Source organism: Streptomyces sp. NPDC039430, from assembly GCF_055639435.1.
Genome location: NZ_JBVKAK010000003.1, coordinates 79506 through 91531, shown reverse-complemented (window position 1 = coordinate 91531; position 12026 = coordinate 79506). Strand labels below are relative to the sequence as shown.

Sequence of the window (12026 nt, the reverse complement as noted above, 5' to 3'; positions counted from 1 at the left end):
GTTGCCCCGACCAGGGTCGTCGCCCGACTTGGCCGCCGAGTTCAGCCACGATTCCGCGTGGCCCATGAGCTGAGGTCGAGCACGGGGCCGCTGGTGCCCTCGGCCTTGATGGGCTTGTCGGCCGCCGACCGCTTCCGGTTGACCAGGCTGCCCAGGTTCAGCGCAAGGTCGTGCGCCCAGCCATCGAGCGGTTCCCGCTTGAGCAGGTCGCCGGACTCCACGCGGTACACGTCGATGGTCTTCGACCCGGGCACCATCACGTAGTGACCGGCTCCGCGCTTGAAGTCCACGAACGGCCCAAGCTCGTCGGCGTAGGCCGACGTGTCGTCGATCTCCTCGGGCAGCTCGTAGACGTGCTGGAGGCCGCCGCGTCCGGTCCGGATCGTCAGCGACGCCGACAGCTCGCTGTGCGCTGCCTCCAGTTCGGCCACGGTGTCGGCACCGGTCTTGCCGTCGTTGGTGTCGACGTCCACGACGCCGAGGCCGTCAAGCCGCCACCCGAAGTTGATCCGGCCGCCGGTCTTGTCGAACCACTCCACCAGCGTGGCCGGGTCCGTGGTCGCGTTCATCAGCCCGTTCGGAGCCAGGTCATAGATCGGGTGCTTGCCGGGGCTCAGGCAATCCGCCTTGCGGCAAGTGCACAGGTTGCCGCCGTTCACAACATGGCAAGGCAAGGTCGGGTGTCCGGCCATGGCCAGCTTGATGGCGTTCGCCAGCACGCCCCGGGTGTCGTCGTAGGTACCGCTGGACGGTACTTGCGGGGCGTCCAAGTCCTGGGATTTCCTGGAGGTGAGACGGGAAATCTCGTGACGACCCTCGGCCTGGTCCGCCGGGGGTCGCTCCATGTCGGTGGTCATTCAGCCTCACCGCCGGTGCCCTGGTCCTTTGGCTGGCGGGAACCGAAGAGCAACCTCAAGAGCCGCTTACGCTCCGCTTCGGTCATCTTGCGGGCGTCCTTAGCGATGTCCATCAGGCCGACACCGCCTCGGAGTCGGTGCGGGTCATGAAATCGTCCATGGACGCGCCGAGGGCGTCAGCGATGGCGGCCAGCGTGACGAGCGACGGGGAGAAGTGGCCGTTCTCGTAGCCGCTGACGTTGGTGTTGGTCCGGCCGATCTCACGGGCGAGCCGCCGTTGGCCGATGCCCCGCTCAGTGCGGATGCGTCGCAACGCGGCAGGGTTGAACTCGAAGGCAGACACGGGGGTTCCTCCTCAGGAACGGTTCGCACCTCGGTGGGCGACAGGTAAGGCCCCGCCCTGTCGGCGGTCCGAACCCCGCAAGCTGCCGCGTCTGTCGCGACCTTGCCCCGGCTGTCCCCCCGCTCCCCGGTGTCAATCACCCGCTGAAGCGGGGGCCGGACGGCTACGAGCCTGCTGTGGTACCAGGACACCATGCAGTTTCTGCCGCGCACAAGCACTGTCGGGCTTGCGGTCGTGACAAGCCCCCCGATGCTGTCGGCGGCCTCCCGGGCACTAACGACCGGTGATCGATCTCAACACGGGAGGTGACGGCCGGCGCATACCTGGGGTCTCAACATGACGCCCGGCGTCCGGCGGCCTGGCCTGCGAGGGCGGGCACACCTAGCGGCGGCCTCCCGTGGGGTCTCCGGCGGCCTCTCGTACCCGCCCGGGGCGTCCGGCCGTGGATCCCAGCACGAGGCCCCCGGAGATACCGTCCCGGACCGTATGCTCTTCGACCATGGAAATCACGCCCGTGATAGCCACGCTCACCGCAGCGGGCTTCGGGTCTCTCATGACGTTGCTGGTCGCCGTGGTGGTTCAGAAGAAGACCCTGAAGCGCGAACGGGAACACAAGCTGTGGGAACGTCAGGTCGCGGTCATTGAGGAGTCCCTCAAGTACGAGAGGGGGATAGTCCAGAAGCGGCGGGGGGCGATGAGCAACCCGGAGGGTGACCTGTTCCTGGCCTTGAACGACGTGTTCAAGGAGACGGACATGTCGAAGATCAGCGCCAACCTTGAGCTTTACGGGTCCCCGGAGATGAGGGCAGCGCATGACGCAACGTTCGTGGCCTTTCGGGATTGGTTCGGGGCGTTCATCCAGTGGCAGCAACACAACAAGCGAACGGGACCTCCCCACGAGGAGGCAGTGCGCGCCGAGGCCGTCCGCGAGACGACCAAGCGTTGGCCGGAGGTCGAGAAGCTCTCGGCTAAGGCCGACGAGGCGTACGACGAATTGGTGAAGGTCATGCAGGGGACAGCGCTCTTTAAGCCGATCGTCAGCCGCGTGACCCCGCCGAACCCGGAACTCCCCCGGTAGGTCAACGGGGGTTCAGCTCGCGCCGCGCCGCGTTGATGATGTTCTGGGCGTCGGCGCCGTACACGGCCGACTCGCGCAGGGTGGCCCAGACCTTCGAGTACAAGGCGATGTTGTCGGCGTCATCCAACCACATCTCGGCGTGCCAGTCCTCGGCGACCACCAGGCGGTCATCAAGGACCCAGAAGCCGTTGGCGGGCACGATCTTGACGGAGGACGTGAACGGAATGACGCCCAGCTCGACCGTGTCCATCCCGATCATTCCGGTGAGACGGTCGAGCTGGGCGACCAGAACCGAGGGCGGGCAGATCAGCGACCGCAACGCGGCTTCCCACATCAGGACGTGCAGCTTGCGGCGGGGTCGATACAGCCACTCTTGCCGCTGCGCCCGGGAACGCACGGCGGCCTCAACGTCGCTGGCTCCGCCCAGCAGCTCGGAATAGCGCTGGACGACGTGGCGCGCGTACTCGGGGGTCTGCAACAGACCCGGGATCACGGACTCTTCCCAGATCCACATTTCCGAGGTGCGGTCGATCTCCGCGCTCAAGCCCTCGTGCAGCGGCTTGAAGCCGTTCGCCAGCGCGCGACGCCATGACCTGATCTGGGACTCGAACCCCGCCAGCCGGGCGGCAAGCTCGGCGTACACGCCCGGCTGGCCGGTCGCGTCGGCCCACGCCCTCAGGTCCTCGGGGGTGGCGGTCTGTCTGCCGTTTTCCAGCTTGCTGACCTTGGAGCCCTGCCAGCCGAGCCGCTGGGCGAGCTGCTGACCGGTGAGCCGACCACCCGGGCAGGTGAACCGAAGTTCGCGCAGTCGCGCGCCCAGGGCCACCCTGGCTTGCTGATAGTCGGTGCTCACCGGTCACGCGTCATTCGGTCGCGGCGAACTGGTCGAACGGCACAGCGTGGTGCATCGCCGCGTCACGCACGATGGCGTACCGCACGACCTCGGCCGGTTCGGTGATCAGCTCAATGCTCGTGATGTTGTCGGCGTCGTCGAAGTGGAGCACGGCGACGATCCGAGAGTCGAAGATCCAGAAGTCTTCGGCGGGCAGGTCGGTAGCGTCCTCGCGCCACAGGTAACGGATGTCCTCGCCGACCGCCGCGTTGTGCCGTGCGTAGTCGAGCAAGAACCGCTGCTCGGTGGTCATGGGTCGGTCGGCGACTCGCACCCGGCCGACGCGCTTGCCTGCCTCGGTCTGGGCCTTGATGTTGACGAACCAGGGCTCGTTGGGATCGCAGGGCGCGGAGCCGGTGGCCAAGAACTCCTGAAAGTCGGGGTCCTCGCGGTCGGACGCGTAACCGCGTCGGGTCTCCAGCCGCCAGGCGGTGTGCTTGAAGGTCTCGAAGAGACGCCGGAAGGTGGCCCGGTCAACAAGCTCCGGCACCCGCTCCATCTCCTTCGGCCCCCAGTTCACGAGCAGTTCGCGCGGCACGACCACCGCCGCGTCGTCCGGCCCGAAGTGCTGGAGCTGCGCGAGGTCTTCGGGATCGGTGACGGGCGTGCCTTGAACGATGACCTCGCCAGTTCCCTCGTCCGTGTGCAGGGCGGGGCAGCCGTCGACCTTGCTGTCTGTGCCGGTGAAGCGAAGCTGACGAGCCATGGACGCTCTCCCTCCAAGTGGTTGATCCACTCAGCATGGACGGGGCTCCACCTCGGCACTACGGGATGAGGCAGGGCACAGGAGAAAACACCAGCAATCTCGGTGAGACGTCGAGCAAACACGAGAAAACAGCGTACCGCCCACCAAACGCCCACTTCTAGCGTCCCGTTCATGGCAACGAAGAAACCGGACGTCGACCCGTACGCGGCTGCCGAGTCCCTGAGAGCAGCACTGACCGAGGTCGGGATCGTCCTGCCCTCTCTGCGGGTCGACCCCGCATCTCCGCAACTGCGGCTTGTTGAGCTGGGACGGGTGCATGCCGATGTGGCCGATCGCCTGGCACGAGCGCTTCAGCGAGGGGGTCCCGAGTGACGACACACGAGAAGCCGCCGACGATGCTCGCGCACGGCGAGCTGCCGTACCCGGCGGGAACGCTCGTCGAGGACACGATCTCTGAGCGAACCGGCCACCTGGTCGGCGTGATTGAGGAGCGGCTCAAGGAGTCGGGCAGGCTCGTCAGCCAACAGGCGTTCATGCGGCCGGAGGGTGGCGGCATCGAGTGGGACGCGCCCCTGGACCGAGTCCGCCCTGTCGACAACTAGAGCGCAGCCAATCGCCTGAGCCCCACCCCAACTCGACGGGGGTGGGGCTCAGTTGTGTTTCCCGACTTCGCTTTAAGGCCGTGATATCTTGCTTGGTGAGTAGTAGTCGCACGCAATGTGCGGCGAAGCACACTCAGGAAGAAGCTGACTGGTACACCTCACGGCAACCGTGACGTGTAACCCGCACGGCGTGAGTCAGTTACCTAGGGCTTGTCGGCCCAGAAGTCTTGAATGTTCACTCTGGTGGGCAACTGCCTGCCAGCACCGAGAACATTTGCGCACACGTCGGCGCGGGTGTCTCGGTCCGAACCGTAGGGTTCGGATCGAGGCTGCCTGCGCACCCGATCCGACCCATGACAGGGAAGGTCAGGATCGGTGGACGGCGCAGCCATCCTCTTCATTCTCGCCATCGCTGGCGTGGCTTCGATCTGCCTCTTCGCCATGAAGGGGCTGCTCGACCAGCTTCCGGACGTGATCGACTCCGCCGGGAAAGCACGCGACGCGTGGCACCGCTTCAAGAAGCCCGAAGTGCCGCCCCGGGCGGACGACGAGGAGCCGCCTGCCGCCGCGTAGGCCCGTCGTGGGGTCTCCGTCGCTCTCCCTGGACATAGAGACGCCCCGCCGGTACTCGCGTCTCTGTGCGGCGGGCGGGCCGTCCGTGGGCTTCTATGCGGGAACCATGCTCCGGAACGGAATGATGCCCCGGGAAACGGCTGTGACCATGCCCATCACCCGGCGCAGCACGCCGGGGCTGTCGGGGCCGCGGTCGACGAGGTCCCCGACGAAGACAGCCGTGCGTCCCCCGGGGTGCGCGCCGTCCTCGTAGCCGAGCTTGCCGAGCAGGGTCTCCAGCTCGGAGCGGCAGCCGTGGATGTCTCCGATGATGTCGAAGGGGCCGGTGAGATGGGCGAGGTCGTTGTAGCGGCGTTCGCGAACGATCTCGGCGCTCTCCACTTCCCGCTCGCCGCGCAGGACATGCACCGTGCGGAACCCCTCGCGCTCCAGACCGCGCAGCGAGCGGCGCAGTTCGCCGCGGTGCCGCTTGATCACATGGCGCGGCATCCCGGCCCGGTCGGGGCGGCCGGCGTTGCGCGCGGCACACACCTCCTCGGGCAGGTCGAGGACGATCGCGACGGGCAGTACGTCATGCTCGCGGGCGAGCCGCACCAGCCCCTTGCGGCTCTCCGGCCGGACGTTGGTGGCGTCCACGACGGTGAGCCGGCCGGCCGCGAGGCGCTTGCCGACGATGTAGTGGAGTACGTCGAAGGCGTCGCCGGAGGCGCGCTGGTCGTTCTCGTCGTCCGCGACCAGACCGCGGCAGAAGTCGGAGGAGACGACCTCCGTGGGCTTGAACCGGCTCCGGGCGAAGGTGGACTTGCCGGAGCCGGTGGCGCCGATCAGCACCACGAGGGAGAGATCGGGCACCGGCAGGGGACGCCGCGCGGCGTCGGTGGCGCTGGGAGCGGTGGTGCTGGTCATGCGGCCTTCTCCTCCTTCCGCGCTGTCCGCGTGGCCTGCGTGGTCACCGGGGCCCGCGCTGTCCGCGTGGTCTGCGCTGTCTGCGCGTTTCGCGGGTCGGTGACGGTGAACACCGCCATCTGCGTGGGCGGGCCCACCTCGGGGTCGTCCGGGCCGACGGGTCGGTACGTCACCTCGTATCCATGGCGCCGCCCCACCTCCTCGGCCCACTCGCGGAACTCCGCGCGGGTCCACTCGAAGCGGTGGTCGCCGTGGCGTACGTGACCGGCGGGAAGCGTCTCCCAGCGCACGTTGTACTCGACGTTCGGTGTGGTCACGACGACGGTCCCGGGCCGGGCCGAGCCGAAGACCGCGTACTCCAGGGCGGGCAGCCGGGGCGGATCGAGATGCTCGATGACCTCGCTCAGCACGGCGGCGTCGTATCCCTTCAGCCGCTTGTCGGTGTATGTGAGCGCGCCCTGTGTGAGCGTGACGCGCTCGGCCTGGCGCTCGCTCATCCGGTCCAGCTTGAGCCGGCGCGAGGCGATGGTGAGCGCCCGTACGGACACGTCGACGCCGACGACCCGCCCGAAGCGCGTGTCCTTCAGCAGCGCCTGCATCAACTGGCCCTGGCCACAGCCCAGGTCGAGCACCGAACTGGCGCCCGCGTCGCGCAGCGCGGTGAGGATCGCCTCGCGCCTCTGCGATGCGAGCGAGACCTCCTCCGGCAGCGCGCCCTCGGTGCCTCCGCCGTTCCCGGTGCCTTCGCCGACCTCGGCACTGTCAGCGTCCTCGGCGGGGGTCTCCTCCACCGCGTTGTCGATCGCCTCGACCTCGATGTCATCGGCCTCCGCGAGCCTGACCAGCTCAAGGCGGGCCATGGCCTGCCGGGTCAGCCCCCAGCGGCGGGCCAGATAGCGGCTGGTGATCAGCCGCTGTTCGGGGTGTTCGGCCAGCCAGCCCTCGCCCGCCCGCAGCAGCTTGTCCACCTCGTCGGGCGCGACCCAGTAGTGCTTGGCGTCGTCGAGCACCGGCAGCAGGACGTAGAGCTGGCGCAGCGCGTCGGCAAGGCGCGGCTCGCCCTCCAGCACGAGCCGCACGTAACGCGAGTCGCCCCACTGCGGGAAGCGCTCGTCCAGCGGCACCGGCTCCGCCCGTACCGAGGCCCAGCCCAGCGGTTCGAAGAGCGCCCGTACCAGCTCGGCGCCGCCGCGCGCGGGCACCGCCGGTATCTCGATCCGCAGCGGCAGCGGGCTCGCGGCCCGCTCGGGGAGCGCCGCGCAGACGCCACGCAGGGCGCTCTTGAAGACGGTGCTCAGCGCGACCGCGAGCAGCGAGGACGCGGCGTAGGGGCGGTCGTTGACATACTGCGCGAGGGCCGCGTCGGGGGCGCCGCCCCGGCCCTTCCCCTTGCCCCGTCGCACCAGCGCCACCGGATCGATCTCCAGCAGCACGGCCGCCGTGCAGCGTTCGGTGGACGCCTCGGGATAGAGCACATGGGCGGTGCCATGCGACGTGGAGAACGTCCGCGCGCGGTCGGGATGCTTGTGCAGCAGGAATCCGAGATCGGTCGCGGGACGCTCCGGGGTGCCGGTCGTACTGATCGTCAGGAACACCCGTACGAGTATTGCCCGCCGGGTCCGCCACGACCAGGGGTTTTCCCGATGGCTCCGTCGGCTCCGCGCCCGCCGACGTCATCGGCCGCACGCCGTCGAGGGCCGTTCAGCGGCCGGTCAGCGCGGCCAGCTCCGCGATCCGCTCCGGCCCGACCCGGCAGCAGCCGCCGACCAGTCGCGCCCCCGCCTCCTGCCAGGACCGCACCCTGGACGGATCGAAGGTGGCGTCCCCGCGCCAGCTCCGCGTCCTCGCGTCCCAGCCCTCCCCGCTGTTCGGATAGACGACGACCGGCTTGCCCGTCACCGAGGCGGCCAGCTCGACCGCGCGATCGGTGTCCCCCGGCTCGCAGCAGTTGATCCCCACGGCGATCACCTGGTCGTCGCCCGCCGCCAGGGCGAAGGCGTCGGCGAGCGGCTGTCCTGCCCGGGTGTGCCCGCCCTCGATCGAGTACGAGAGCCAGACCGGCACCCCGCAGCCGGCGGCGGCCCGCAGCAGCGCCTCCGCCTCGTCGGTGTCCGGGACGGTCTCCAGCGCGAGCACGTCGGGACCGGCCGAGGCGAGAGTCTCGATCCTCGGCCGGTGGAACCGCTCCAGCTCCCGCACCGACAGTCCGTACCGGCCCCGGTACTCACTGCCGTCGGCGAGCATCGCGCCGTACGGGCCGACCGAGGCCGCCACCCACACCTCGTCCGGTCCCGCCGCGCCCGCCCGGCGCGCCAGCTCCACACTGCGGACCAGCAGCGCGCGGGCCGTGCCGGGCGCCACCCCGCGCCGCGCGAACCCCTCGTACGTCGCCTGATAGCTGGAGGTGATCAGCACCCGCGCGCCCGCCCGCACATACGCCGCGTGGGCCGCCTCGATCTGCTCGGGGCTGTCGACGAGAAGCCGCGCCGACCAGAGGTCGTCGGACAGATCGCAGCCCTGCGCGGCGAGCTGGTTGGAGAGGCCGCCGTCGAGAACGACGGTCCCTCCGGCGAGGGCGGCGGCGAGTGTGCGGGTGGGTTTCACGATCGCTCCAGTACGCGGTACGGCGGGAACGAGCCCCCGCTACGGCGAGGACGAGCCCCGGTCCGGCTCGGCCCCGGCCCAGTCCGGCCCAGTCCGGCCCAGCTCGGGTCGGGCCCGGCCCGGCCAGGGCGGGTTTCGCGACATGCCCTAGCTCAGCTGCGACTGGACCTGTGAGGAGATCAGCTCCAGATGGTCCAGATCGTCCAGATCCATCACCTGGAGATAGATCCGCGACGAGCCGACGGCGCCATAACGGCCGATCTTGTCGACCACCTCGTCGGGCGAGCCCGCGAGCCCGTTCACCTTCAGCTCCGCCACCTCCCGTCCGAGGGAAGCGGCCCGGCGGGCCACCTCCGCGTCGTCCTTGCCGACGCACACGATCAGCGCGTTCGAGTACACCAGATCGTCCGCGTCGCGGCCCACGGCCTCGGCGGCGGCCCGCACCCGGGCGAACTGCCGCTCGGTGTCCTCGATGGAGGCGAACGGGAGGTTGAACTCGTCCGCGTACTGGGCGGTCAGCCGCGGTGTGCGCTTCGCGCCGTGGCCGCCGATCAGGATCGGTACCTTGCTCTGCGCCGGCTTGGGCAGCGCGGGCGAGTCGGTCAGCTGGTAGTGCGCGCCGTCATAGGAGAAGGTCCGGCCGGTCTCCGTGGCCCAGAGACCGGTCACGATCGCCAGCTGCTCCTCCAGCCGGGCGAACTTCTCCTTGGGGAACGGAATCCCGTACGCCTTGTGCTCCTCCTCGAACCAGCCCGCGCCCAGGCCCAGCTCGACCCGGCCGCCGGACATCTGGTCCACCTGCGCGACCTGGATGGCCAGCACGCCCGGCAGCCGGAATGTACCGGCCGTCATCAGCGTGCCGAGACGGATCCGCTTGGTCTCCCTGGCCAGCCCCGCCAGGGTGATCCACGCGTCCGTCGGCCCGGGGAGCCCGTCGGCGGACCCCATCTTCAAATAGTGGTCGGACCGGAAGAAGGCGTCAAAGCCCAGGTCCTCGGCGGCCCTGGCCACGGTCAGCAGTGTCTCGTAGCTCGCCCCTTGCTGGGGCTCGGTGAAGATTCGAAGATCCATGCCCTCCATCCTGCACCTTCGGGCAGGGCTCCCCTCGGCCGTCCCCGCCGATCCTGCTCTCCCGTTCCCGATCTCTCTCCCGCTCGCGACCCTTCTCCCGCTCCCGCTCCCGCTCCCTCTGCCGCTGCCACTCCAGCCCCAGCTGCCGCTCCTCGCGCTGGCGCGCCCACTCCCGCTCCCGCGCGCGGTCCCGCGCCACGAGCAGGCGCAGCATCACGCCCACCCGGTCGTTGGACTCGTCGGCCGCGTCGATCGCGTCGATGCACTGCCAGTACAGCCCCTCCTCGTCCGTGGCACACGCCACCGCCACCAGCGCGATCCCGACCTCCCCCAGCAGCGCGCCGAGTCCGGTCAGGGCCGCCCGGATGTCGGCCACCCCGGAGAGCTGTCCGGCCCGTATCCGGCCGACGCGCGGCCTCGGACGGTCCGGTAAACCGTCCGGCGGCCAGTCGACCGGTCCGTACGGCCCCGCCAGTCCCTTCGGTCCGTACGGTCCCCCTGGCCCGTCCGGCCCATCCGGCATATCCGATACATCTGGTACGTCCGCGAATCCGCAGTCGGGCCCGCCCCCTTCGGCCAGCTCCCGCGCCTCGCTCTTCAGCTCCTTCGGTCCGTTCAGCGCCAACTGGACGCCGATCGCGCGGGCGAGGCTCTGCGCCTGCCACGCCTCGGCGATGACATCCCACTCGTCCGTGCTCCCGGCCAGGGCATGCCGGCTCACTCCGATGAGCCGTTCCGCATCCATCCGCAGCCCCCGTTCGTACGACAATCCTGCCCACGCAACTCCACTACCCAGAGTGAGGGATTGGCGACGGAAAGGCCAGAGCAATGGGGAAATCTCTGGACAGCAGGCTCGTTGTGCATAACTTGCCCACTCCGTAGAGTGACGATCAGGGCGAATCGCGGGCATCTGTCGGTCGCTTGGGCGGGAAGCGGACCTCATTCCGGTCCATCTTGTCGGCGAGTGCCACGAGCGGGTCGATCCCCAGCACCTCGCAGAACTGGAGCAGATAGGCGAGCACATCCGCGACCTCGTCCGAGACCCGGTGGGCCGCTTCCGGGTCCTCCATCACCCGCGCCGACTGCTCGGGCGTCAACCACTGGAAGATCTCCAGCAGTTCCGACGCCTCGACGCTCAGCGCCGCCACCAGATTCTTGGGGGTGTGGTACTGCTCCCAGTCGCGCGCCGCCGCGAACCGCGCCAGTCTGCGCTGCATCCCCGCTACATCGAGTTCCGTCACGGGTCCAGGTCTACCACCGTCACCCCGGCGGCCCCCCGCGCGCAGGAGGCGTCACCGACCGCCCCGACCAGGCCGATCCGCCCCTCCGCGCAGACCGCCGAGGCCAGCGAGAGCAGTTCGCCCGCCTGCCGCCGGTCCAGGCTCCGGTCGAATCCGTCCGCGAGGACGGTGAGCGACCGCAGCGCCAGGGGCACTTCGGAGGCCTGGTCCACGGCCAGCACGCCCGGACCGGTGAGCAGCACGAGCGCGAGTGCCAGATATCTCAGCTCGCCCTCGCCGAGCCGGCCGACGGGAGTGGCCGCCCTGGCACCGGAGGCGTCCCGGGCGAGCAGCGCCCGTACCGTACCGTCGGCGAGCCGCTCGACGGCGAGTTCGGTCACCGGCCCCGCGCAGCCGGCCCGCGCCGCCGCGGCCAGCCGGGCGCGCCTGCGGGCGCAGCCGTCGCGCGAGCGGTCCAGCGTCCGGTCGAGGACCGCAGCCAGATTCTCGCAGCCACGGCGCAGCCGCCCCATTCCGGCGGCCACCGGATGCCGCATGAGCTGGGGCTGCGGGTCGCAGACGAAGACGGACCGCAGGGCCAGCACGGTCTGTTCCGCGGCGGCGAGCACCAGCGACTCGCCCGCCGTGCGGCCTCCCACCCGCAACGGGAGCAGCGCCGTGCCCAGCCGGTCGTCGGGCAGCGGGGCCCGGGTCACCGGCACGGCGCCGGCCGTGTGCCAGGCCGCCTGGACCGTGGGCCGCCCCGGGTCGCGCAGCGCCGTGGTGAGCAGGGTCTGTCCGCGGCCGGTCAGCCGTTCGCCGACGATACGGAGTTCGGGCTCGGCCTGGACGGCAAGATCGAGCCGTACGGGACCGACCGGGCCGTCGACGGTGCAGCCGATCCGGAAGCCGCGCCGCCCCTGGGCGTCGGGCGCGGCCCGTTCCGGAACGCAGGCGACCGGATCCGGGAAGACCTCGGCGAGGGGGACACCGGCGCCGAGCCTGGCGAGCGCCTCGTAGGCCCGCAGGGCCGTGGACTTCCCGCTGCCGCTCGCTCCGGCGAACAGCGTCATGGGGCCCAGGGGAAAAGCCGCTCCGCGGTGCGAGGTGAAGGCGGAGAGCCGCAGTTCGGTGATGGTGGGACGCGCGCGGGTTGCTTCCATGGCCGGACCGT

General features: G+C 70.0%; 13 protein-coding genes and 2 pseudogenes. 4 read left to right on the top strand and 11 right to left on the bottom strand.

The genetic code is table 11. The features are described 5' to 3' along the window. Positions 1–41 precede the first annotated feature (41 nt). Together ACZ7LS_RS09665 and ACZ7LS_RS09660 are read right to left on the bottom strand one after the other, a co-directional pair. Entirely contained in the window at positions 42–857 is an 816-nt protein-coding gene (locus tag ACZ7LS_RS09665) for a bifunctional DNA primase/polymerase (RefSeq protein ID WP_385134326.1), read from the bottom strand. Between the two features lie 112 nt (positions 858–969). Beyond that, positions 970–1200 (bottom strand): helix-turn-helix domain-containing protein, encoded by a 231-nt coding sequence (locus ACZ7LS_RS09660; RefSeq protein ID WP_385134328.1) that lies wholly within the window; start codon positions 1198–1200, stop codon positions 970–972. Between the two features lie 499 nt (positions 1201–1699). Here ACZ7LS_RS09660 and ACZ7LS_RS09655 point away from each other — a divergent pair, with 499 nt between their 5' ends. Beyond that, positions 1700–2278, top strand: coding sequence for a hypothetical protein (locus tag ACZ7LS_RS09655; RefSeq protein WP_385134331.1), 579 nt, complete (start codon positions 1700–1702; stop codon positions 2276–2278). A 1-nt stretch (position 2279) separates the two neighbouring features. Here ACZ7LS_RS09655 and ACZ7LS_RS09650 read toward each other — a convergent pair whose 3' ends face one another. Further along, positions 2280–3131, bottom strand: a complete 852-nt coding sequence (locus ACZ7LS_RS09650; RefSeq protein ID WP_385134334.1) for a helix-turn-helix domain-containing protein — start codon at positions 3129–3131, stop codon at positions 2280–2282. A 10-nt stretch (positions 3132–3141) separates the two neighbouring features. Continuing rightward, on the bottom strand, positions 3142–3876 hold the full coding sequence (locus ACZ7LS_RS09645) for a DUF6879 family protein (protein ID WP_385134336.1): 735 nt from the start codon (positions 3874–3876) through the stop codon (positions 3142–3144). A 171-nt stretch (positions 3877–4047) separates the two neighbouring features. Between ACZ7LS_RS09645 and ACZ7LS_RS09640 the strand changes: the two genes are divergently transcribed. The 3 genes from ACZ7LS_RS09640 to ACZ7LS_RS09630 all read left to right on the top strand — a co-directional run bounded on the left by ACZ7LS_RS09640 (position 4048) and on the right by ACZ7LS_RS09630 (position 5051). Further along, positions 4048–4248, top strand: coding sequence for a hypothetical protein (locus ACZ7LS_RS09640; protein ID WP_385134339.1), 201 nt, complete (start codon positions 4048–4050; stop codon positions 4246–4248). Next, positions 4245–4478 carry a hypothetical protein gene (locus tag ACZ7LS_RS09635; RefSeq protein ID WP_385134342.1) on the top strand — a complete coding sequence of 78 codons (234 nt, stop codon included), beginning with the start codon at positions 4245–4247 and terminating at the stop codon, positions 4476–4478. The genes ACZ7LS_RS09640 and ACZ7LS_RS09635 overlap by 4 nt, the downstream gene beginning before the upstream one ends. Before the next feature lie 375 nt (positions 4479–4853). Continuing rightward, on the top strand, positions 4854–5051 hold the full coding sequence (locus ACZ7LS_RS09630) for a hypothetical protein (protein ID WP_385134345.1): 198 nt from the start codon (positions 4854–4856) through the stop codon (positions 5049–5051). A gap of 117 nt (positions 5052–5168) precedes the next feature. Here the strand turns inward: ACZ7LS_RS09630 and ACZ7LS_RS09625 are convergent. The 7 genes and pseudogenes from ACZ7LS_RS09625 to ACZ7LS_RS09595 all read right to left on the bottom strand — a co-directional run. Beyond that, positions 5169–5957: pseudogene (locus tag ACZ7LS_RS09625) on the bottom strand (AAA family ATPase); the annotation flags it as partial. Beyond that, a complete protein-coding gene (locus ACZ7LS_RS09620; RefSeq protein ID WP_385134347.1) occupies positions 5954–7552 on the bottom strand; it encodes a 3' terminal RNA ribose 2'-O-methyltransferase Hen1 in 1599 nt (532 codons plus the stop codon). The pseudogene ACZ7LS_RS09625 and the gene ACZ7LS_RS09620, both read right to left, overlap by 4 nt. 106 nt (positions 7553–7658) lie before the next feature. After that, the gene (gene mmuM / locus ACZ7LS_RS09615) at positions 7659–8561 is read right to left on the bottom strand and encodes a homocysteine S-methyltransferase (protein WP_385134350.1); all 903 of its coding nucleotides are present in this window, start codon (positions 8559–8561) and stop codon (positions 7659–7661) included. A 147-nt stretch (positions 8562–8708) separates the two neighbouring features. Continuing rightward, positions 8709–9632: an LLM class F420-dependent oxidoreductase gene (locus ACZ7LS_RS09610; RefSeq protein ID WP_382665990.1), complete on the bottom strand. Its 924-nt coding sequence runs from the start codon at positions 9630–9632 to the stop codon at positions 8709–8711. Between the two features lie 154 nt (positions 9633–9786). Beyond that, positions 9787–10377: pseudogene (locus ACZ7LS_RS09605) on the bottom strand (DUF6099 family protein); the annotation flags it as partial. A 145-nt stretch (positions 10378–10522) separates the two neighbouring features. Next, a complete protein-coding gene (locus ACZ7LS_RS09600) occupies positions 10523–10849 on the bottom strand; it encodes a nucleotide pyrophosphohydrolase (protein ID WP_382526453.1) in 327 nt (108 codons plus the stop codon). A gap of 20 nt (positions 10850–10869) precedes the next feature. Then, positions 10870–12015: an AAA family ATPase gene (locus ACZ7LS_RS09595; protein ID WP_382665992.1), complete on the bottom strand. Its 1146-nt coding sequence runs from the start codon at positions 12013–12015 to the stop codon at positions 10870–10872. Positions 12016–12026 lie beyond the last annotated feature (11 nt).

What these genes read in the sequence shown, in the direction of transcription:
- ACZ7LS_RS09595 (WP_382665992.1), bottom strand. Translation starts at nt 12,015, where the DNA reads ATGGAAGCAACCCGCGCGCGTCCCACCATCACCGAACTGCGGCTCTCC.
- ACZ7LS_RS09600 (WP_382526453.1), bottom strand. Translation starts at nt 10,849, where the DNA reads ATGCAGCGCAGACTGGCGCGGTTCGCGGCGGCGCGCGACTGGGAGCAG.
- ACZ7LS_RS09655 (WP_385134331.1), top strand. Translation starts at nt 1,700, where the DNA reads ATGGAAATCACGCCCGTGATAGCCACGCTCACCGCAGCGGGCTTCGGG.
- ACZ7LS_RS09610 (WP_382665990.1), bottom strand. Translation starts at nt 9,632, where the DNA reads ATGGATCTTCGAATCTTCACCGAGCCCCAGCAAGGGGCGAGCTACGAG.
- ACZ7LS_RS09665 (WP_385134326.1), bottom strand. Translation starts at nt 857, where the DNA reads ATGACCACCGACATGGAGCGACCCCCGGCGGACCAGGCCGAGGGTCGT.
- ACZ7LS_RS09645 (WP_385134336.1), bottom strand. Translation starts at nt 3,876, where the DNA reads ATGGCTCGTCAGCTTCGCTTCACCGGCACAGACAGCAAGGTCGACGGC.
- ACZ7LS_RS09640 (WP_385134339.1), top strand. Translation starts at nt 4,048, where the DNA reads ATGGCAACGAAGAAACCGGACGTCGACCCGTACGCGGCTGCCGAGTCC.